We start from the raw sequence: 20,713 nt of genomic DNA on the forward strand, positions 1-20,713 counted from the left end.
CTGAAAAGCGCCTCCTAACAGGAGGCGTTTTTTATAGTTAAGAATAAAGAGGAAAAACGAGAAATGAGCATATCAGCTGCAATGGTTAAGGAACTGCGGGAAAGAACCGGTTCCGGTATGATGGAATGCAAAAAAGCATTGGTCGAAGCAAACGGCGATCTGGATATCGCTATCGAAAATATGCGTAAAGCCGGTTTAGCAAAAGCCGATAAAAAATCCGGACGTACCGCAGCGGAAGGCGTGGTGGGCGTAAAAGTCAGCGATGATGCTAAAACAGCGGCGATAGCCGACATCAATTGCGAAACTGATTTCGTTGCGAAGGGTGACGATTTCGTCAATTTCGTCAACAATGTTACCGACGCTATCTTAAACGCGGATGTGCAAACACCCGAGCAAGTGTTGGACCTGAAACTGCCAAACGGCAAGACGATCGACGAGGTTCGCCGCGAACTGATATCAAAACTGGGTGAAAATATCGCGATTAGACGTTTTGAAAAATACAATTTGACCGACGGCGGTGCTGCTTGTTACTTGCACGGCAGTAAGATCGGCGTATTAGTCGCGTTGCAAAAAGCCGATGACGCATTAGGTAAGGACATTGCGATGCACGTTGCGGCAATCAATCCGGCTTGCGTTTCAGAAGATCAAGTTTCTCAGGAAGCGATTGAGAAAGAAAAAGAAATTTTTTCCGCGCAAGCTTTGGAAAGTGGTAAGCCGGCCGAGATTATCGAAAAAATGGTGAGTGGAAGAATCAAAAAGTTTCTTGCCGAAGTTACCTTATTGGGTCAGCCTTTCGTTAAAGATGACAAAGTCACTGTCGGCGAATTGGTTAAGTCCAAAGGTAATGCCGTTATTCGCTTTACCCGATTCGAAGTTGGTGAGGGTATCGAGAAAAAAGAAGAAAATTTTGCCGAAGAAGTCATGGCGCAAGTCAGAGGCTCATAATTCAATCCCCGGTTTATCCGGGGATTCGTTTTTATACTCCGAGTGGATTATGAAACGTTAATTCGGAAGTATCCTTTCTCGCATCGGTTATTTTCGAAATAGGAATGCAAGCCACGCCTCGTTATTGCTATGGAAATTGAAGGCGGGCTTAGATGCGGGAAAGGTTTACTAAAATTAACTATTCCCTAACTTGAAAATCAATAATGACAAATTTAATCTGCCAGCGAATTTTATTGAAACTAAGCGGTGAAGCTTTAATGAGCGAAAAGGGCGGCAGTATCGATGCCGATATCCTGAAGCGCTTGGCCGGCGAAATTAAAGAGTTATGTGATGCTGGGATACAGGTTGGGCTAGTTGTCGGGGGCGGCAATATTTTGCGCGGCGCGCAAAAAGCTTCCGAGGGCCTCGATCGAGTGACCGGCGATCAAATGGGCATGCTTGCTACGGTAATCAATGCGTTGGCGATGCAGGATGCTTTGGAATATTTAGGCATGCAAGTGCGAGTGATGTCCGCATTAAAGATTAATCAAGTGTGCGAAGATTTTATTCGCCGCAGAGCAGTTAGGCATCTGGAAAAAGGTCGGGTTGTGATATTTGCGGCTGGAACCGGAAATCCGTTTTTTACTACGGATTCGGCAGCCAGTCTGCGGGCGATTGAGATCAATGCTCAGTTGATGATTAAGGCAACCAAGGTTAAGGGTGTTTATTCGGCCGATCCCGAAAAGGTCAAGGATGCTCGATTTTATCCGCGATTGACCTATGACGAAGCGTTGGATCAACGCTTAAACGTCATGGATGCCACAGCATTGGTATTGTGCCGGGATAACAACTTGCCGATGCGCGTGATGAATATTTTTGAACAAGGCGCAATAATGCGGCTGATGCAGGGCGAAGATATCGGCTCACTGATTGAACGAGGAACACAAGCATGATAAGCGATATTCAACAAGATGCGGCTAAGCGAATGGGCAAAAGTGTCGAAGCGCTGAGGCACGAATTTACCAAAATCAGAACAGGCCGGGCGCATCCGAGCCTATTGGATCAAATTACTGTTCCGTATTATGGTGTCGATACACCGCTTTCTCAGGTAGCGAACGTAGCGACCGAGGACTCTCGGACTTTGACGGTTACACCATGGGAGAAAACCATGGTTAAGGCCGTCGAAAAAGCGATAATGGCTTCCGACTTAGGACTTAACCCTTCCTCGAATGGTAATGTGATTCGTATCCCGTTACCGCCGTTAACCGAGGAGCGTCGCCGCGATCTGGTCAAGGTCGTAAAACAAGAAGCCGAGAATGGACGAGTAGCGATACGAAATATTCGCCGCGATGCCAATTCCGATATCAAAGACGCGTTAAAAGAAAAAATGATATCCGAGGATGAAGCTCGCGCGGCCGAAGATAAAATTCAAAAGTTGACCGACCAATACATCAAAGAAATAGAGAAGCACTTGGAAGAAAAAGAAGCGGACTTAATGTCTATTTAATGGAGTAGATTGATGTCTGCAGAACTCGAAACGCTTCCGGACTTGAACCCAAACCCTCGCCATATCGCAATCATCATGGATGGTAACGGGCGTTGGGCGCAACAAAGGCATATGCCTCGTGCAATGGGGCATCAAGCCGGTGTCAAGGCGGTTAGAGCCATTGTTGAGTATTGCGCCGAAGCGAATATCGAAGTATTGTCATTATTCGCTTTCAGCAGCGAAAATTGGCGTCGGCCGGAGTCCGAAGTGTCGATGTTGATGAACTTGTTTATTTCGACCTTGCAAAGAGAGGTTAATAAGTTGCATCGGAACAACATTCGTTTAAGGTTTATCGGCGAACGAAAGGCTTTTTCCGAAAAATTGCAGGCTAAAATTACCGAAGGCGAGGCTCAAACCCGCGATAATAGTGGTTTGACTTTGGTGATTGCGGCCAATTACGGTGGGCGGTGGGATATGTCTGAAGCGTTTAAAAAAATAGCTGTAAAAATTAAAAGCGGCGAACTCGACGGGCAAGAAATCGATGAGACACTAATCGCTCAACATCTATCAACCGCCGATTTGCCCGAACCGGATTTATTCATCAGAACCGGTGGTGAACAACGGGTCAGTAATTTTTTGCTCTGGCAGTTAGCTTATACCGAACTATATTTCACGCCGACCTTATGGCCCGACTTTAATCGGCAATCGCTGGAGGAAGCTATCGTAAGCTTTAGAACTCGGCAAAGGCGTTTCGGGCATACCGGCGAGCAAATCCTCAATAAAGCGGTTACCCTCTAACTCAATTGACTTGAAAATAATTATAAAATGTTACTACAGCGAATTATTACGGCTCTGATTCTTGCGCCATTGGTCGTGTTGGCCGTTTATTTATTGCCAATACCTTATTTCACTCTGGTTGTTGCCCTGGTTATGTTGGTTGCCGCATGGGAGTGGACAGGCTTAACCGGTATTGACAGTCCATTGATGCGGATTTTATTTCTTGCCCTACTCATTCTGCCGATGGGCGGTGTTTACTTTTGGACTTATTTTCTGGAAGTATTGGCGCAAATTTTCGATTGGCCGGAAGTTAGGGCGCAGTCCGGTTTATTGGAATGGCTGGTTATTTTACCGGTTTTATTTTGGGTAGTGGTGATGTTTCTGATCAGGAATGCGTCGGATGCGTTACTGAAACTTGAATTAAAAACTGTTTATAAGGGCTTGACCGGCTGGTTGATTCTGTTTTTTGCGTGGATGTTTTTATATCGTATGCGCGCATTTTACGGCGCCGATATGGTGATGTATTTTCTGCTGCTGATTTGGATTGCCGATATTACGGCCTATTTTGTCGGCAAAAAATTCGGCGCTACCAAGCTAGCTCCCGAAATCAGTCCGGGCAAAACCATGGCGGGATTTTATGGTGCCTTGGGAAGCGCCGTTGTCAGTGCAATCGTTTTGAGTTTGGTATTCGGGTTTAATTTGATGATCGGCTCTGACTTTGTTTTGTTGTCGGTCTTGACCGTTTTGATTTCGATATACGGCGATCTATTTTTTAGTCTGGTAAAACGGCAGCAGGGCGTTAAGGATACAGGCTCTATCTTGCCGGGACATGGTGGTTTGTTAGATAGGATCGATAGCTTGGTGGCCGCTATTCCGTTTTTCTATGCCGGTATTCTGCTGATTAGAGAGTTATTTTAATGAAAGGTATTTGCATACTGGGAGCAACCGGTTCCATCGGTGTCAGCACGTTGGATGTCGCGGCTCGTCATCCGAATCGGTATAGAGTCGTTGCGCTGACCGCGAACAATAATATCGATTTATTGTACGATCAATGCATCGTCCATCGTCCTGGCTATGTTGTCGTGGTTGATGAAGATAAGGCTAAACAATTTGCAGAGCGCATTGCTACATCGCCGGTATCCGATATTAAGGTATTATCGGGAGCCGAATCGTTGCAGCAAGTGGCCACATTGGATAGTGTCGATTCGGTAATGGCGGCAATCGTCGGCGCGGCTGGTTTATTACCAACTTTGGCAGCTGCTAAAGCCGGTAAAACCGTATTGCTGGCAAATAAAGAAGCGTTGGTGATGTCCGGCGATATTTTTATGAAAGCAGTCTCCGAGTCCGGCGCGCATTTGCTGCCGATCGATAGCGAGCATAATGCGATTTTTCAATGCATGCCGGCTGATTACTGTGCGGGTCAAGAAGCCAAGGAAGCGAGGCGTATTTTGTTGACTGCCTCGGGCGGCCCGTTCAGAACTAAGCCGGTAGAAGAGTTGGTTGATGTTACTCCGGATCAAGCCGTCGCGCATCCCAATTGGGATATGGGGCGCAAGATTTCGGTTGATTCTGCGACGATGATGAATAAAGGGCTTGAATTGATTGAAGCCTGTTTATTATTCAATATGTCGCCGGACAAAATTCAGGTGGTGATCCATCCGCAAAGCGTGATTCATTCGATGGTCGATTATGTCGACGGCACTGTGTTGGCGCAAATGGGTAATCCCGATATGCGAATACCCATTGCGCATGCGATGGCGTGGCCGGAACGCTTCGACTCCGGTGCTGCACCGCTTAATATATTCGACGTTAAACATATGGATTTCGAACAGCCCGATCTTCAGCGTTTCCCTTGTTTGCGCTTGGCTATCGAAGCCGTCGAGGCAGGCGGGATCATGCCGGCTGTGTTAAATGCAGCCAATGAAATCGCGGTTGCTGCCTTTTTAGACGAGAAAGTTCGTTTTACCGACATTCCTTTCATCATTGAACGGAGCATGTGTCAATTCGAAGCCGATCCGGCGGATACGCTGGATATTGTTTTGGCTGCCGATAGCAAAGCCCGGGAAGTGGCTGAGCGTATCGTCGAAGAACTTAAGCATTAACCGGATTAATGAGTACGCTGTTTTATTTTATTGTCGCGATCGGTATTCTGGTTTCGTTTCATGAATTCGGTCATTTTTGGGTCGCGCGTAAAACCGGCGTCAAAGTGCTAAAGTTTTCGGTCGGGTTCGGCAAGGTCATATGGTCTTATCAGAAATCGCCTGCGTCGACCGAATATGCCATCTCGGCAATACCTCTAGGCGGCTATGTCAAAATGGTTGACGAACGCGAAGGCAAGGTGGCCGACGAAGATTTGCCTTTCGCATTCAACCGTCAGCCATTGTGGGCGCGGTCGGCGATTGTCGCGGCCGGACCATTATTCAATTTAATGCTAGCCGTGCTGTTTTTCTGGATCGTATTGTTCATCGGTGAAACCGGCTTACGTCCGATTATCGGTCATGTTGAGCCGGATACGCTTGCCGCCGAAGCCGGTTTGCTCGAAGGAGAGGAGATCGTAGCGGTCAATCAAAAGAACACTGCGACTTGGGCGGAGGTTATTGAGTCGATTTTCTCGGCTGCCATGACCGGTCGAGAAAGTGTCGATGTTACGGTAAAAAACATTGATGAACAGCAGCATTCGCGGCTTATTAACCTTCCTGAAGAATTGCGTAGGGAGCCGGATAAACTTTACGATAAATTAGGTCTCAAGCCTTGGATGCCGCAGCTCAGACCGGTCGTCGGACGAGTGTTGGAAGCCATGCCGGCAGCCGATGCCGGATTACAGCCCGGTGATTTGATCGTCGCCGCGAATGGTGAGGCGATCAATACTTGGATGCAATGGGTCGAGTATGTGCAGGACCGGCCCGGAACTGCCATTGCCCTGACTATTGAAAGACAAGGCGTGCAATTGAGTCTCGAAATAACGCCTCAAAAAGTGGTCGAAAACGACATAACCGTTGGTAAAATCGGTGCGGCCGTTGAAATTCCTGAAGACTTGATGGCGTCGTTGCAAGTACGCAATGATTTGCCGCTTTGGCCGGCTCTGACGGGGGCTGTTTCGAGAACCATTTTTTTTAGTACCGCAACACTCAAAATGATGGGTCAGATGATTCTCGGTAATGCTTCTGTGAAAAATCTCAGCGGCCCAATTAGTATCGCCCAGTTTGCGGGCCTTTCCGCAGAGCGAGGGTTTGTCGAATTCCTGTCTTTCTTAGCGAAAGTTAGCATTAGTCTTGGCGTGCTTAATTTATTGCCGATTCCGGTTTTAGATGGCGGTCATTTGTTGTTTTTTGCGATAGAAGCGATTAAAGGCAGTCCCGTCTCGGAAAAATTCCAGGTTGCGTTACAACAGGTCGGTATTTTGTTGCTACTGTCGTTGATGGTATTGGCTCTATTTTTGGATTTAGAACGTTTGTTTCAATGAAAAAGCCGCTTAAAGCTTAATGTATACCCTTTGCTAGTCAAATTTTGGCCTGATAAACGAGTTATACCTATCGCACTTCAAACTTCGGCATTAGCGTATGGAGGCGTCGGGGTGTTCGGCAAAGGCTTTGGCAGCATGGATGCTGTCATAGAGCCTACATGGACGTATTCACGGCGTCCTTTGACGGGCACCCCGATGCCGAAATTTGACTAGCAAAGGGTATACCGAACCCGCTATAAGCTCACAGTTCCAGTAACTTATTTGTCACGAAGTCCTAAAGTACGTTAATAATTTAGGCTGTTGATTTAACAGGTTGTCTGCATAAATCAACAGTCAACATCAAGCCAATAGAAAACTGCTGAATAGTGACTTCTATTTTTCATAGGGTAATGAACAAAGCACTCGGTAGACAGTCCTACAAACGCATTAGTCATTCTGAATATATGGAAACGTTATGAAACAAATACTTAAAACAGTGGTATTGCTTGGCTTGGCTTTAGGCATGAACGTTGTTCAAGCCGATGAAGCGGCCATCAAAGCGGCTTTGAAAAAGTCGATGCCAAATTTCACCCCCGAATTGATAAAACCTTCCGAAGTGAAGGGAGTTTATGAAGTCACGGCGGGCGCAACCATCTTTTATGTCTCCGATGACGGTAAATATTTATTACAAGGGCGCTTGATCGACCTGGAATCTAGAACCGATTTGACCGAAGCTAAAATAGCTAATACGCGAAAGAATACGTTGGAAAAGTTGGGACAAGATCAAATGATCGTGTTCAAGCCGAAATTAGGTCAGCATAAAGTTTTTATTTTTACCGATATCGATTGCGGTTATTGTCGGAAACTGCATTCCGAGATCGATCAATATATGGCCGAAGGCATTACGGTTCAATACTTGTTTTATCCGAGAGCAGGGAAGGGGTCGGATTCCTATGCTAAAGCTGTTTCGGTATGGTGTGCGGAAGATCGTAATGATGCTTTGACCAAAGCCAAACAAGGGAAAACCCTCGAAGCCAAGACCTGTACCAATCCGGTCGATGCGCATATGAAGCTCGGTAACGATTTCGAAGCGCGCGGAACGCCGATGATCGTCACCGAACAAGGTTCTGTATATCCGGGTTATTTACCGGCCAAACAACTGGTTGAAGTATTGCGAGAAGAAAAAGGTTTATAGAATAATCCCAGCAATTCCCAGTTTGAGCAGTATCGCCGATTTTAGGGTGTGGGGTATGCCTGTCGAGGAACGCCGTAAACCCATCCATGGGGGCTTGGCGGCAGCTCGAACGCCAAGGATGGCGTGAATGCAGATTTTGCATTACGCCAAGGATGGCGTGTAGTAGGGCAATGCAGGAGCAATTGCCGAGGAGCAAAAATCTGCCCTGCTGCCGACATCCTCGCCAAGCATACCCCACACCCTTTTTGATCTCCAAATTGGGAATTGCTGGAATAATCCGGCTAGGTTGTGGATGCGCTTGAAACGTGTATTTTATAACTGTCGACTGTCGGGCATTAAAGTGTAGCACCGCCTCATGGATGCACAGTGGGTGTGCTAGGCAGATTATGCTCTATAATGTTCCCATCGTAGATCAAAATTCGGCGCCAAGGTGTCCGTCAAAGGACGCCGTGAATACATCCCTGTAGGCTCTATGCTAGCTCCATGCTGGCAAAGCCTTTGCCGCACACCCCGGTGCCTCCTCAGACACTGCCGAAATTTAAAGTGCGGAAGGTATATATTTCGTGCGGCTATTTTTTCGGCTTTTATGGCAATGCGCTTCGATAGACGTGTCTAAATTGCTATTATTTTATAATTTGCTAATATACTAACAAATTATAAGTCCATGAGGTGCAGATGATGAACTCTCCGATCAATCAACAACGTCGACAATGGTTAAAATATGCCGCATTTGCGGCAGCCGGTGCGGCGACTTACCCCTCTTGGGCGCAATCGGCCGGAGCCTTTAAAGCGGTCAATACCCCTTCCGCGAATTTTCATCCCGATGTCGAAATTGAACTGACGCAGGATATCGCGCAGGTTTCTGTCTTCGAAGGGCCTGAAACTCGAGTTTGGAAAGTGCGGGCTAAAGTACTCAAAGGTCCGTCTACATCGATAAAAAATCATCCCGATACTTATCTTGCGCCGACGATTCGTCTGAAAAAAGGCCAAAAAGTCAGAATTCATTTGAATAACAATTTACCGGCGCATTCGATTTTGCATTGGCACGGACTGCATGTGCCGGCCAACATGGACGGAAATCCGATGTACGCGGTCAGTCACGGCGAATCTTATATCTATGAATTCGAAATTCTGAATCGTGCCGGAACCTACTGGTATCACGCTCACACCCATAGCGTCACCGCCCGACAAGTCTATTCGGGGCTTGCCGGCTTGTTTATTGTGCATGACGATGAAGAACGGGCTTTGAATTTGCCCAAGGGCGAATTTGATCTGCCGTTGGTTATCCAAGACAGAAGCTTCGATAAGAATAATCAGCTCGTCTACAGCGACCACATGATGCAACGCATGCAGGGCTTTCTCGGCGATCGGATTTTTGTCAACGGCCGGCCCGATTATGTGTTGCCTGTCGCGGGACAGGCCTATCGGTTCCGGTTGCTGAACGGATCGAATTCTCGGATCTATAAACTGGCCTGGTCGGACGGCAGTAAAATGACTGTGATCGGTACCGACGGCGGATTGCTGGAAAGGCCGAAGCAGTATTCCTATGTGATGTTGGCTCCAGGCGAAAGAATCGAGCTTTGGGCCGATTTCAGCGGTCGTTCGGTGGGTTCTGAGATAAGCATGCGCAGCTTGTCGTTCGATATTGCGACACACGGTCATGGCGGCATGGGCATGATGGGTGGCGGTCGCGGAATGATGGGCGGAGGACGGCGCGGCATGATGGGCGGGGGTATGGGCATGATGCACTCTTCCGATCTGCCGTCGGGTAGTGAATATTCTTTATTTAACGTTAAAGTGATTAAAGCCGGTAAATCGTCGCAGAGTTTACCTGAGCGCTTATCCACGATACCTAAGTTGAATGTTCGCGATGCTGCGAATAACAAAGACCCAAGAACCATTAGATTGTCGATGCGGCACATGTCGGCGTTATTGAATGGGCGTTCCTACAAAATGGACGATGTCCGCGACGATGAAATCATTCCTGTCAATAGTTTGCAAGTCATCGAATTCGACAATGGCTACAGCGGCATGAGCGGTATGCCGATGCCTCATCCAATGCATTTACACGGCGAACAATTTCAAATCATCAAACGCCAAGTCAACCCGAAATCGAGAGAAGCGCACCGAACGATTGCCGGTGGATTGGTCTGGGGTGGTTGGAAGGATACGGTGCTGGTGATGCCCGGCGAGAAAGTGACCGTATTGAAACCATTTAATGACTTTAAAGGACTATTCATGTATCACTGCCATAATCTCGAGCATGAAGATATGGGGATGATGCGGGATTTCTTAATTAAATAACCTAAGTTCGGTTTATATCAGTCAAAGGCCCGTACCTAAATTATCTAAGAGTTAATGATAGTCAATGGGCTATGGAATTTAGGTGCTGGCTGGAACGTCTATGGATTTCGCTAAAAATAACTTTCTGGAGTTATGAGCTTTGTTGAGGGTTCGGTAACTCGCCTGGCAGGACCCAGCCCCTAAATTAGTAAGACTATTAACCATGACCGATGGGCTATGGAATTTAGGGGCTGGGTGAATACGTCCTTGTAGGCTTGACGGCGGCTTTCCCTGCCGCCGACAACTGCCAATCGAGTTACCGAACCCACTAAAATAGGGAAGTTATTTATGACCAAATTCTATGTAGGAGGTGGTCGTAAATATACCCTTTGCTAATCAAATTTCGGCGCCGGGGTGCCCGTCAAAGAACGCCGTGAAACGTCCCTGTAGGCTCTATGTCAGCTCCATGCTGATCTCTCACCTAGCGTTAGGTGAGGGACTGAATACCCCGGGGCCTCCTTAGGCACTGCCGAAATTTGAAGTGCGAAAGGTATAAATAGATGTAATGCTTATCGGCCTTCCATGTTCACTGGGTTTACGTTATCGCCCGAGTCTAAAATCACTCCACCATCTTTTTCAAACGATACAGCGTATCCAAGGCTTGCCTCGGGCTTAGGTTGTCCGGGTCTAACTCCTCGATCAAACAGACTGCCGGATGGCATTCTTGGGTCGCGAATAAATCCAATTGCTGATTGCCCGATTCAGTTTGGTTTTGATAATAGGTGTTGTTTTCCAGATGCTGCAATTTCAATTTGGCTTTGTCGATCACTGTTGCCGGAACACCGGCCAGTGAGGCGACTTGCAGCCCGTAACTTTGGCTCGCCGGGCCTTCCTTGACAGCATGCAGAAACACGATTTTGTCGCCGTACTCGATCGCGTCGAGATGGACGTTATGGATCGGTTTTTGCTCGTCCGCTAGAGTCGTCAACTCGAAATAGTGCGTCGCGAATAAGGTATATGCCTTTGTGACTTTTGCCAAATGATCGGCGCAAGCCCAAGCCAAAGATAAACCGTCAAAAGTACTGGTTCCGCGGCCGATTTCGTCCATCAATATCAAACTTTGTTCGGTTGCGTTATGCAGAATGTTGGCTGTTTCCGACATTTCGACCATGAAAGTCGAGCGTCCGCCGGCCAAGTCGTCCGAAGCGCCGATGCGGGTGAAAATCTTATCGACCGGGCCGATCGTTGCGGCCTTGGCCGGAACATAACAACCGATATGAGCGATCAGTACGATCAAAGCCGCCTGGCGCATATAAGTCGATTTACCGCCCATATTCGGGCCGGTGATGATGAGCATGCGGCGCTGAGGCGATAGTTTAAGATCGTTTGCGACGAACGGAATGTCGGAGACTTGCTCGACGACCGGATGTCGTCCGCCTTCGATATCGATGCCGGGCTTGTCGGTCAATTGCGGACGAGTCAAATTCAATGTTTCGGAGCGTTCGGCAAATGCCGCCAGCACATCCAGTTCGGCGAGTCCTTGCGCGCATTGCTGCAGATCGGTTAATGACTCGCCGAGCGTGTTCAGCAATTGATCGTATAACAATTTTTCGAATGCCAGCGATTTTTCTTTCGCACTCAGAACTTTATCTTCGAAGGTTTTTAATTCCTCGGTAATGTAGCGCTCGACGCCTTTCAGCGTTTGTTTACGGTGGTAGTGTGCCGGAACTTTCTCGGCATGTAATCTTGAAATCTCGATATAGTAACCATGCACGCGATTGTAATTGACTTTTAGGCCGCTAATGCCGGTCGCGGTTTTTTCGCGCTCCTCCATATCGAGCAGAAATTGATCGGCATTGCGGCTTAAGTTGCGCAGATCATCGAGTTCGGCATGGTAGCCGGGGGCAATGACGCCGCCGTCGCGAATTAGAACAGGCGGGTTGTCGATAATGGCTCGTTGCAACAGCGCCGATAACTCAGGTTGTTCGGCGATTTGCTCGGCCAGACGCATCAGCTCCGGACTGTCGGTGTTCGATAGCAAGGGCTGCAATGTCGGTAAAACGGCCAGCGTATTGCGTAACACGATCAAATCGCGCGGCCTGGCTGACTTGAGTGCGATGCGAGAACTGATACGCTCGATGTCGCCGACCGCATTCAATTGATTGCGAACGGCATCTAAAAGCCGTTCGGACAATAGCGATTCGATTGCCGAATATCGGCTTTGCAGAATGGCTTGGTCTCTGAGCGGTCGGTTGATCCAGCGGCGCAGACAACGACTGCCCATCGCGGTGACGGTTTTGTCGAGTACGCCGAATAAGGTGTAGCGCAGCTCGCCTGTCGGATGCGTGTCCAGTTCCAGATTGCGGCGGCTAGCGGCGTCGAGTTGAATGCCGTCGGAATTGTTTTCGACCCGAATGCCTTGAATATGGGGCAGGGCGCTTTGTTGCGTGTCTTTGACGTATTGCAACAGACAGCCGGCCGCGGCAATAGCCATCGGCATATTTTCGCAACCGAAGCCTGATAGATCGTGCGTGTTGAATTGATTCAATACCAGTTGACGCGCACTGTCAGGCTCAAAATGCCAAGGCGGGCGCTTGCAAATGCCTTTGCGCTGCTTCAAAGCCTGTAGAAGAGCGATATCTTCGCTGACCAATAGCTCGGCCGGGTCCAGACGTTCGATTTCGCTCAACATCGTGTCGGCCGAATCCAGTTGTTGCAATACAAAGCGTCCGCTGGTCACATCTAAAGCGGCGATACCGAATTTGGAATCGGCAACATGCAGGGCCACCAGCAAATTATCCTTGCGGTCTTCGAGCAAGGCTTCGTCGGTAACGGTGCCGGGTGTGACGATGCGTACCACTTTTCGTTCAACGGGTCCTTTCGAAGTCGCCGGATCGCCGATTTGTTCGCAAATCGCGACCGATTCGCTGTGGCGCAACAATTTCGCGATGTAGCCTTCGGCGGCATGATACGGAATGCCTGCCATCGGAATCGGCGCACCGGCCGACTGGCCGCGCTGCGTCAGCGTAATATCGAGAATCTGGGCGGCTTTTTTTGCATCGTCGAAAAAAAGTTCATAAAAATCGCCCATCCGGTAAAAAACGAGCGTGTCGGGATGTTCGGCCTTGATGCGCAGATATTGCTGCATCATCGGGGTGTGTTGGTTGCTGGTTTGTTTTATACTCATAGATATTATTTTATCTTAGGATTGAGTCATAGATATACTCATCGTAGATCAAAATTCGGCACCGGGGGCCCGTCAAAGTACCCAGCCCCTAAATTAGTAAGACTATTAACCATGACCGATGGGCTATGGCATTTAGGGGCTGGGTGAATACATCCATGCTCTATGCCAGCATCCATGCTGGCAAAGCCTTTGCGAGCGCCATGGATGGCGTGAATGTCGATTTTGCAGGAGCAAAAATCGACCGAGCACCCCGGCACCTCCTTAGGCACTGCCGAAATTTGAAGTGCGAAAGGTATAACTTTCTTATTTTTTAATGCAGGCTAACCGAACCCGCGACAAAGCCATGGTTTCAGAAAGTTATTCGTCACGATATCCTTAAATTGATTAGGTCTTGCCCCATTGGTCCCATTAAATACAGAGAACGAAATCACCGCATTGGCTCGCTTGGTAGGGTTTAGCCTAAAGGAACGCGGTTGGCTGCTGGCAACCGCCGAATCCTGTACCGGCGGCGGCATTGCGCAAGCGATTACCGAAATACCGGGCAGTTCGGCTTGGTTCGACCGAGGCTTCGTGACTTACAGCAATGCCGCCAAATTACAAATGCTGGGCGTCCGGGCCGAGACGATCGAAAATCATGGCGCGGTCAGCGTCGAGACTGCGAGCGAGATGACAGGGGGCGCATTGAATCACAGTCAGGCCGATTGGGCAATTGCGGTAACCGGTATTGCCGGGCCTGGTGGCGGCACTTCGGTGAAACCGGTTGGCACGGTTTACATTGCTTGGCAGCGGCGTGGTGCAATTGCCGAAATTGCCGAAATGCATTTTGATGGCGATCGCCACCAAATTAGAACCGAAACAATCAAGACCGCATTGGCGGAATGGTTGAAAATTGATAAGTAAACACGGAGGAGAATCATGAACGAACACAAAAAATTGCGTTGGGGTATCTTAGGCGCGGCACGGGTCAACGAGCGGCTGATGCCGGCGATCGTCGATGCGAGCAATGCCGAATTGGTCGCGATCGGCAGTCGCCGTCCCGGCGCCGCGGCGGAAACCTTGGCGAAATATGCGCCGCATCAGCAAAGTGTTCGCGCTTACGATAGCCCTGAAGCGATTCTCGATGACGATGAAATCGAAGCGGTTTATTTGCCGATGGCGAATCGCGAGCATGCCGAATGGGCCTTGCGCGCGATCGAGAAGGGCAAGCATGTATTGTGCGAAAAGCCGATGGCGTTGAAAGTTTCGGATATCGAAGCGATAGAAACTGCTGCGCGTCGCCATAACGTGACGGTCATGGAGGGCTTTATGTACCGTTTTCATCCGCAGCATGCGCGGGCCTTGGATATTCTACGTTCCGGAGAGATCGGCGAGGTTAAAACGGTGCGTGCGAGTTTTTCGTTCATGATGAAACCGGCCAGAAGGTATCGGATCGCAGATAGTATCGATCAGGGCGGCGGGGCGATGTGGGATATAGGCTGTTATGCGATTCATTCGCTCAGGCTGTTTTTCGATGGAATGCCGGAGTCGGTCACTGCCGTTGCCAAATATATCGAAAGCGGCGCGGATACCGCGTGTAGCGGTGTGCTCGATTTTGGCGACGGCAAATACGCGCATTTCGATTTCAGTTTTGAGCGCGCGCGGCGCTGCGAGTACGAAGTTGTCGGCACAAAAGGCGGTTTGAAGTGTCATGGCGTTTGGCAAAATCCGGGCGACATTCCGATCATTTCCTGGTGGACGGAAGGGGGGCGCCAATCTGAGGAGATACTCCCAATCGCCGATCATTTCCGTTTGGAAATCGAACACTTCAGTGATTGCGTTTTGACAGGTAAGGCACCCTCGCTCTCGCTTGAAGACGCAAAGACCAATTGCCGGATTATTGTCGGTGCGCTGCAATCGGCCGAGGACGGTCGGGTAGTTCGCTTTTAATCATAAGTAGCTTGGGTCAATCAAATCGGTTAAGTCGTTCTCGTGCGGTAGTTTTCCCGATTCGTACATGAAGATGCTAAGGTTGCGTGCGCTGTCTAGCAGAATTGGAGACGACCCTTCCAGTAAGCGTCGATTGTTGCTTCGATCGGGAATGACTAAACCCTTATATGTGCCAAGCACTTGAGCAGGCGATAATTTAAAGCGCGGTGCCATTCGGTATGCAGCATCTTGTGGGTTTTTGGTCAAATGCTCAAACGCCTTAAGATGGGCGGAGACCAAATGGCGAATGGCTGGTGATCGACTAAAGTCTAAACGATCGGTTCGAAAAGCCAACACATCAAAAATAGTGTCAGGAATTTTTCGACTGTCGAAAAGCTTGATTGCACCTTCGCGTAACAAACGGCTGGCAATCGGATCGTATGTGACTAGGGCGTCGACTTTTTGCTGTTGCCAGGCCTGAAAATGGGCGTCGATTGTCAAGGGAACCGCTGTGATTTCAGCCATTGACAAGCCCGCGGCATCAAGTGCTTTGTGAAGCAATAGCGAGCCGACCGTGCCTTTTTCAAAGCCGATGCGCTGCCCCTTGAGATCGGCTGATTTTACTATGTATGGTCTAGCTAGCAGCATATCCGCACCAGCTGAAATGTTAAATACCAAAACCACGGTAAGCGGCAAGCCGGATGCGCGTGTCGTTAAAACTTCGTCCAGTGTCAATGCTGCACCGTCAATCTTGCCTTCGATCAGTGCGCTTAATGATTCGGTTGCAGAGGTTGTTTCCATCAAATCGACTAAGGAGCTATCCAACCATTTTTCGCGCTGGGCTAGAAACAGGAATTCATAACCGGGCCAAGCATGAGCGGCAATCGCAATTCGTCGAGCAAACAATGATTCACAGCCGGGAAGCCAGGGTGATAGGCTCAGTGCGGTAAGGCATCGAATGAAGTGCCGGCGGGATAGGTGTTTCGTCAAATCTGTTGTCGTCACTGCTGCTGATGAAAAATAAAAAATGTAAAGAGTCAATAAGGACGCATTTTATTTGGCATCCGGTTAGTGAGCGGGCTATGGCGTTTATGCTTTGCTATAGCCGTCGTTTAATTAGGAGGTATTTATGGTTAAGGATTTCGTGGCAAATAACATCCTGGAGCTATGAGCTTTTTTGAGAATTCGGCAACTCGCTTATGAGATAAGAAATGTAAAAGCATATTTACCTCAGAATGTTACGATCGAATTCGACTTAAAATTAACCCAAACTTCATCTCCCAATTGCAACTTTAAATCATGTAACGCTTCGAAGGTAATTAGAGCTTGAAAAATTTCGCCGGCTGAAACATTGACTCTCACCTTGCCCATTTCCTCCGCAATCGATGTGACACGTCCCGGATATTGGTTGCGAATACTGGAACAAAAAGGTTCTTTGGACAAGACAATTTCATGCGGATCGATCGAAATGTGCCGACATCCTTCGATGTCCCCGGTTAAAACGACACTCAGTTTACCCGTATTAAAAATATGATTGTCCAGATGACCATGAAACAAATTCAGTAACGGCGTTTGAACCTGGCTGCCGTTAATGAGCGTTATGACTTCGTCGGCCAGCGCTAAGCCTTGCAGTCGGTTATGGGTGCTAAAAATCAAGTTACGAGTGGGGGTGCTGTAATCTTGGATGAATTTCTCAAGCATGACATTCGCGGCTTCATCTAAATAACTGAAAGGTTCATCTAATAACAAAACCTCGGGATCGTTAATCAGTGCGCGTGCAAGAGCCGCTTTTTGCAGTTCTCCACCCGACAGCGCATTGGCTTGCTGGTTGAGTAAATGAATGGCATCGAGACGATTGAGAGTCTCGTTAATTTTGTTTTGCCAAAGCGGTTTCGGTACGCCGTGTAATTTTAGCGCAAGTTTTAGATTATCAGCTACCGTACCTCGAAGCATATATGGTTTTTGGGTTAGTAGCCCAACACGCTTTCTTAATGCTTGCAGTTGTTTCTTTGAACGAACGGTTTTTCCCTTAAAGGCGATGCTGCCTTGCTGTGGCGAATCTAAAAAAGCCAATATATTCAGTAAGGTGCTTTTCCCGCAACCGTTAGGGCCGATCAATGCAGTGATTTTACCGGTTTTGACACTAAGCGAAGGCAGTGTGAGAGCTACCTTGTCAACGTAAAGGAAACGAATATCGTTTAGTCGGTAAAGGTCGATCATTTAAGTTACGCAGATTGCTTCTCAAAGTGTATTCTCGAATAAATAGCTATTCAAGACAAATAGCTAATAATGGTCAATTGTGAGTCGTGAGATAAGGCTCGCTCAATGGTATAAGAATTGTAAATTCTTTCCAAGAAGAGTGCAGAATTTTGAATTTACTGAATGATTAATTCCTCTCAGGGCTATGTCGTGAAATAATACTTATTCTTAGAGTTGTTTGGTTTCGGCGTGTCGAAAAGTAAAACATTTGTTGCCGGAAGCACTTTGTCAGCAACTCAGTCGTTAATCGATGCATGAGGTTAGAGGAATGATTAAAATAACAACGATAGCTTGTCTGTTGGCTTTAGCCGAGATAGGAATGGTTCATGCTGAAGAGGTCGGTGCTAAATCATCTGTTCAGGCTTCGGCTGAACAGGGCGATGCGCTTGCGCAAGCTAAAATGGGCGCTTTATATTTATTGGGTCGGGATGGTTTTGAAGTCGATGAGCAACAAGCCGCCGGGTGGATGCTTAAGGCGGCTGAGCAAGGTCTGCTCGAAGCAGAAGTCGTAGTTGCTGCAATGTACGATAGAGGTTTAGGCATGCCACAAGATGTCAAAAAAGCCACGCAATGGTATGAAAAAGCAGCGGCAAAAGGCCATGGCGCTTCGTTGGCTATTCTGGGTAAAAATGAGGCGCCGAAGGGTAGTGTGGGTTTTAACTACCAGGCAATACGCCTGCGAGCTTCCAAGCAAATTCCAAATGAATATGCAAAAAAGATTTTATTGAAAACGAATAAGTAACAAATGACGACAAAAACACGATTTGCCCCGAGTCCAACGGGTTATCTTCATATCGGCGGCGCGCGGACCGCGCTTTTTTCTTGGTTGTATTCCCGTAAGCACGGGGGCCGTTTTATTTTGAGGATCGAAGATACCGATCTGGAGCGTTCGACGCAAGAATCGGTTAATGCGATTTTGGAAGGAATGACTTGGTTAGGCTTGGAGTACGACGAAGGACCTTTCTATCAGACGCACCGGTTCGAACGTTACAAAGCCGTCATACAGCAACTGCTCGACCAGGGTGATGCCTACTATTGCTATTGCAGTAAAGAAGAGCTGGAACAGCTGCGTAATGAGCAGATGGCGAATAAGGAAAAGCCTCGTTATAACGGCAAATGCCGGGAAACTCCGGGCGTGTCTGAAGGCGTCATGCCGGTGGTTCGATTTAGGAATCCGAGTGATGGCGAGGTGGTTATCAGGGATTTGGTGAAAGGCGATATTGTCGTTTCGAACAAAGAATTAGACGATTTGATCATCGCACGCTCCGACGGATCGCCGACATACAATCTCAGTGTCGTCGTCGATGATATGGATATGGGAGTGACGCATGTGATTCGCGGTGACGACCACATAAACAATACGCCGAGACAGATGAATATATTGAAGGCGTTGGGTGCCCCGATTCCGGAATATGCACATCTGCCGATGATATTGGGCGCGGATGGCGCGAGACTGTCCAAACGCCATGGCGCGGTCAGCGTGATGCAGTACAGGGATGAAGGTTATTTACCCGAAGCGCTATTGAACTATCTGGTTCGGTTGGGTTGGTCGCATGGCGATCAGGAAATTTTTAGCCTGGACGAAATGATCGAGTATTTCGAACTAAAAGACGTCAATGTGTCGGCATCGTCATTCAATCCGGAAAAGTTATTGTGGCTCAATCATCAATACATCATGAACTCTGATCCGGCTCATGTCGCACGGCATTTGAGTTGGCACATGGGCGAGCAGGGTATCGACCCTACCGACGGACCGGATTTGGTTGAGTTAGTCAAAGTTCAGAAAGAGCGTTGTAAAACCCTGGTCGAAATGGCGACGATCAGTCGCTATTTCTACAAGGACTTCGATGAATACGACGAAAAGGCTGCAAAAAAGAATTTCAAATCGGAGAGTGCTGATGTTTTGCAGCAGTTGCATGATCAATTTAGCGGACTGGATAATTGGCAGGGAGAGGTTTTGCATCAAATTGTCGTCAATTTAGCCGAGACCTTGGGGCTGAATTTGGGAAAAGTCGCGCAGCCCCTGCGAGTAGCGGTTTGCGGGACTTCGGTGTCGCCCCCGATCGATATGACATTGGCGTTGTTGGGGCGCGAAAAAACACTGGCGCGATTAGTTCGTGCCGTGGATTTTATTAAGTCTTTAAATTAAAGCTGGACAAGAATTTAAATTCCTGTAGAATATGCGGACTCAAGTGAGGGGCCATAGCTCAGCTGGGAGAGCGCAACACTGGCAGTGTTGAGGTCAGCGGTTCGATCCCGCTTGGCTCCACCAATTGAATTAGCGTCTTAAGTCCCCATCGTCTAGTGGCCTAGGACACCGCCCTTTCACGGCGGTAACGGGGGTTCGAACCCCCCTGGGGACGCCATTTCGCACAAAAAAGTTCAGATATCGGTTCTGATAAAATACCGATCCGTTTTAGTCCCCATCGTCTAGTGGCCTAGGACACCGCCCTTTCACGGCGGTAACGGGGGTTCGAACCCCCCTGGGGACGCCACTTATTAAAGGCTTACGATCTTTGGTCGTAGGCCTTTTTTATTGTCTATTGTTTTCTACCTTAAATAAATCATCTAACCGTAATGTTCACGAAGCAGATCTAAAACGATCGGCTTTAATTTATGTGTACACTATTTCGGTAAGTGTATTATCCTGTGACATTATCATAACCGTTTAAGTTGTTGCATCGGTTCAATGTGTTACGAATTAAGGAGCTACAGATGAAAGGTAATAGTCAAGTTATCGAGCGCTTGAACGAATTATTGGCCGGCGAATTGACGGCAATCGATCAATATTTTATTCATTCTCGTATGTATGAAAATTGGGGGTTCGGTAAACTCTACGAACGCATTGCTCATGAAGTGCAAGATGAGACTGCCCATGCCGACGCATTAATCAAGCGCATTTTATTTTTGGAAGGCACGCCGGATTTATCGAAGCGCGAGCCTCTAAAGGTAGGTGCGAATGTCTCGGATATGCTGAAAAACGATCTTGAATTGGAATTAAAGGTCATTACCTCATTGCGGTCGGTCATCGCCTTTTGCGAATCGGCGCAAGATTATCAGACCCGAGAAATTTTGGAAGGCATGCTAAAGGACACAGAGGACGATCATACGCATTGGCTGGAACAGCAATTGGGGTTAATCGATAGAATCGGATTGCAAAACTATTTGCAATCGCAACAATAATGTTGATTTCTCGCTGCAGTATTGGCCTGTTAAGGCTGAATTAACAATGCTGTTATTCAATAGGATTTATTT

The 20,713-nt window shown here is 48.1% G+C and carries 17 protein-coding genes and 3 tRNA genes; 17 read left to right on the plus strand and 3 right to left on the minus strand.

Going from position 1 to position 20,713, the window contains the following annotated elements:
- Positions 1-63: 63 nt before the first annotated feature.
- The 9 genes from tsf (at position 64) to EQU24_RS05595 (ending at position 10,128) form a co-directional block, all read left to right on the plus strand.
- The gene (tsf, locus tag EQU24_RS05545) at positions 64-945 is read left to right on the plus strand and encodes a translation elongation factor Ts (RefSeq protein WP_026130125.1); all 882 of its coding nucleotides are present in this window, start codon (positions 64-66) and stop codon (positions 943-945) included.
- Positions 946-1,148: 203 nt separating this feature from the next.
- Complete coding sequence (gene pyrH, locus EQU24_RS05550; RefSeq protein WP_017840441.1) at positions 1,149-1,877, plus strand: UMP kinase; 729 nt, start codon at positions 1,149-1,151, stop codon at positions 1,875-1,877.
- Positions 1,874-2,431, plus strand: coding sequence for a ribosome recycling factor (frr, locus tag EQU24_RS05555; protein ID WP_017840440.1), 558 nt, complete (start codon positions 1,874-1,876; stop codon positions 2,429-2,431). The genes pyrH and frr overlap by 4 nt, the downstream gene beginning before the upstream one ends.
- A 12-nt stretch (positions 2,432-2,443) precedes the next feature.
- A complete protein-coding gene (locus EQU24_RS05560; protein ID WP_017840439.1) occupies positions 2,444-3,208 on the plus strand; it encodes an isoprenyl transferase in 765 nt (254 codons plus the stop codon).
- A 27-nt stretch (positions 3,209-3,235) separates the two neighbouring features.
- A complete protein-coding gene (locus tag EQU24_RS05565) occupies positions 3,236-4,105 on the plus strand; it encodes a phosphatidate cytidylyltransferase (protein WP_017840438.1) in 870 nt (289 codons plus the stop codon).
- Positions 4,105-5,289, plus strand: coding sequence for a 1-deoxy-D-xylulose-5-phosphate reductoisomerase (gene ispC / locus EQU24_RS05570; protein ID WP_017840437.1), 1,185 nt, complete (start codon positions 4,105-4,107; stop codon positions 5,287-5,289). Before EQU24_RS05565 ends, ispC begins: the two co-directional genes overlap by 1 nt.
- Before the next feature lie 8 nt (positions 5,290-5,297).
- Positions 5,298-6,650, plus strand: coding sequence for an RIP metalloprotease RseP (gene rseP, locus EQU24_RS05575; protein WP_017840436.1), 1,353 nt, complete (start codon positions 5,298-5,300; stop codon positions 6,648-6,650).
- Between the two features lie 454 nt (positions 6,651-7,104).
- Positions 7,105-7,824, plus strand: a complete 720-nt coding sequence (locus tag EQU24_RS05585; RefSeq protein ID WP_017840435.1) for a DsbC family protein — start codon at positions 7,105-7,107, stop codon at positions 7,822-7,824.
- Positions 7,825-8,502: 678 nt separating this feature from the next.
- Positions 8,503-10,128 (plus strand): multicopper oxidase family protein, encoded by a 1,626-nt coding sequence (locus EQU24_RS05595; RefSeq protein ID WP_017840434.1) that lies wholly within the window; start codon positions 8,503-8,505, stop codon positions 10,126-10,128.
- A 598-nt stretch (positions 10,129-10,726) separates the two neighbouring features.
- Here EQU24_RS05595 and mutS read toward each other — a convergent pair.
- Positions 10,727-13,294 carry a DNA mismatch repair protein MutS gene (mutS, locus tag EQU24_RS05600; RefSeq protein WP_017840433.1) on the minus strand — a complete coding sequence of 856 codons (2,568 nt, stop codon included), beginning with the start codon at positions 13,292-13,294 and terminating at the stop codon, positions 10,727-10,729.
- Between the two features lie 399 nt (positions 13,295-13,693).
- Here mutS and EQU24_RS05605 point away from each other — a divergent pair, with 399 nt between their 5' ends.
- Positions 13,694-14,194 (plus strand): CinA family protein, encoded by a 501-nt coding sequence (locus EQU24_RS05605; protein ID WP_138767094.1) that lies wholly within the window; start codon positions 13,694-13,696, stop codon positions 14,192-14,194.
- A 15-nt stretch (positions 14,195-14,209) separates the two neighbouring features.
- Positions 14,210-15,220 carry a Gfo/Idh/MocA family protein gene (locus EQU24_RS05610; protein WP_017840431.1) on the plus strand — a complete coding sequence of 337 codons (1,011 nt, stop codon included), beginning with the start codon at positions 14,210-14,212 and terminating at the stop codon, positions 15,218-15,220.
- On the opposite strand, the gene EQU24_RS05615 is transcribed toward EQU24_RS05610, so the two are convergent.
- Positions 15,221-16,204 (minus strand): ABC transporter substrate-binding protein, encoded by a 984-nt coding sequence (locus EQU24_RS05615; RefSeq protein WP_026130124.1) that lies wholly within the window; start codon positions 16,202-16,204, stop codon positions 15,221-15,223.
- A 225-nt stretch (positions 16,205-16,429) separates the two neighbouring features.
- A complete protein-coding gene (locus EQU24_RS05620) occupies positions 16,430-17,419 on the minus strand; it encodes an ATP-binding cassette domain-containing protein (RefSeq protein WP_017840429.1) in 990 nt (329 codons plus the stop codon).
- A gap of 307 nt (positions 17,420-17,726) precedes the next feature.
- On the opposite strand from EQU24_RS05620, the gene EQU24_RS05625 reads away from it, so the two are divergent.
- From EQU24_RS05625 to bfr, 6 genes are all read left to right on the plus strand, one after another.
- Positions 17,727-18,200: a tetratricopeptide repeat protein gene (locus EQU24_RS05625; RefSeq protein WP_138767096.1), complete on the plus strand. Its 474-nt coding sequence runs from the start codon at positions 17,727-17,729 to the stop codon at positions 18,198-18,200.
- Positions 18,201-18,203: 3 nt separating this feature from the next.
- Positions 18,204-19,607 carry a glutamate--tRNA ligase gene (gltX, locus tag EQU24_RS05630; protein WP_017840427.1) on the plus strand — a complete coding sequence of 468 codons (1,404 nt, stop codon included), beginning with the start codon at positions 18,204-18,206 and terminating at the stop codon, positions 19,605-19,607.
- Positions 19,608-19,654: 47 nt separating this feature from the next.
- Positions 19,655-19,730: transfer RNA gene (locus EQU24_RS05635), tRNA-Ala, on the plus strand.
- A gap of 18 nt (positions 19,731-19,748) precedes the next feature.
- Positions 19,749-19,824: transfer RNA gene (locus EQU24_RS05640), tRNA-Glu, on the plus strand.
- 53 nt (positions 19,825-19,877) lie between these two features.
- Positions 19,878-19,953 (plus strand) — tRNA-Glu (locus EQU24_RS05645).
- 220 nt (positions 19,954-20,173) lie between these two features.
- Entirely contained in the window at positions 20,174-20,641 is a 468-nt protein-coding gene (gene bfr, locus EQU24_RS05650; protein ID WP_017840426.1) for a bacterioferritin, read from the plus strand.
- Positions 20,642-20,713 lie beyond the last annotated feature (72 nt).

The organism is Methylotuvimicrobium buryatense (genome assembly GCF_005931095.1).
Lineage (GTDB): Bacteria > Pseudomonadota > Gammaproteobacteria > Methylococcales > Methylomonadaceae > Methylotuvimicrobium > Methylotuvimicrobium buryatense.

Excerpts from the sequence above, each read along its gene's own strand:
- tsf (WP_026130125.1), top strand. The coding sequence starts at position 64 with ATGAGCATATCAGCTGCAATGGTTAAGGAACTGCGGGAAAGAACCGGT.
- pyrH (WP_017840441.1), top strand. The coding sequence starts at position 1,149 with ATGACAAATTTAATCTGCCAGCGAATTTTATTGAAACTAAGCGGTGAA.
- frr (WP_017840440.1), top strand. The coding sequence starts at position 1,874 with ATGATAAGCGATATTCAACAAGATGCGGCTAAGCGAATGGGCAAAAGT.
- EQU24_RS05560 (WP_017840439.1), top strand. The coding sequence starts at position 2,444 with ATGTCTGCAGAACTCGAAACGCTTCCGGACTTGAACCCAAACCCTCGC.
- EQU24_RS05565 (WP_017840438.1), top strand. The coding sequence starts at position 3,236 with ATGTTACTACAGCGAATTATTACGGCTCTGATTCTTGCGCCATTGGTC.
- ispC (WP_017840437.1), top strand. The coding sequence starts at position 4,105 with ATGAAAGGTATTTGCATACTGGGAGCAACCGGTTCCATCGGTGTCAGC.
- rseP (WP_017840436.1), top strand. The coding sequence starts at position 5,298 with ATGAGTACGCTGTTTTATTTTATTGTCGCGATCGGTATTCTGGTTTCG.
- EQU24_RS05585 (WP_017840435.1), top strand. The coding sequence starts at position 7,105 with ATGAAACAAATACTTAAAACAGTGGTATTGCTTGGCTTGGCTTTAGGC.
- EQU24_RS05595 (WP_017840434.1), top strand. The coding sequence starts at position 8,503 with ATGAACTCTCCGATCAATCAACAACGTCGACAATGGTTAAAATATGCC.
- mutS (WP_017840433.1), bottom strand. The coding sequence starts at position 13,294 with ATGAGTATAAAACAAACCAGCAACCAACACACCCCGATGATGCAGCAA.
- EQU24_RS05610 (WP_017840431.1), top strand. The coding sequence starts at position 14,210 with ATGAACGAACACAAAAAATTGCGTTGGGGTATCTTAGGCGCGGCACGG.
- EQU24_RS05620 (WP_017840429.1), bottom strand. The coding sequence starts at position 17,419 with ATGATCGACCTTTACCGACTAAACGATATTCGTTTCCTTTACGTTGAC.
- EQU24_RS05625 (WP_138767096.1), top strand. The coding sequence starts at position 17,727 with ATGATTAAAATAACAACGATAGCTTGTCTGTTGGCTTTAGCCGAGATA.
- gltX (WP_017840427.1), top strand. The coding sequence starts at position 18,204 with ATGACGACAAAAACACGATTTGCCCCGAGTCCAACGGGTTATCTTCAT.
- bfr (WP_017840426.1), top strand. The coding sequence starts at position 20,174 with ATGAAAGGTAATAGTCAAGTTATCGAGCGCTTGAACGAATTATTGGCC.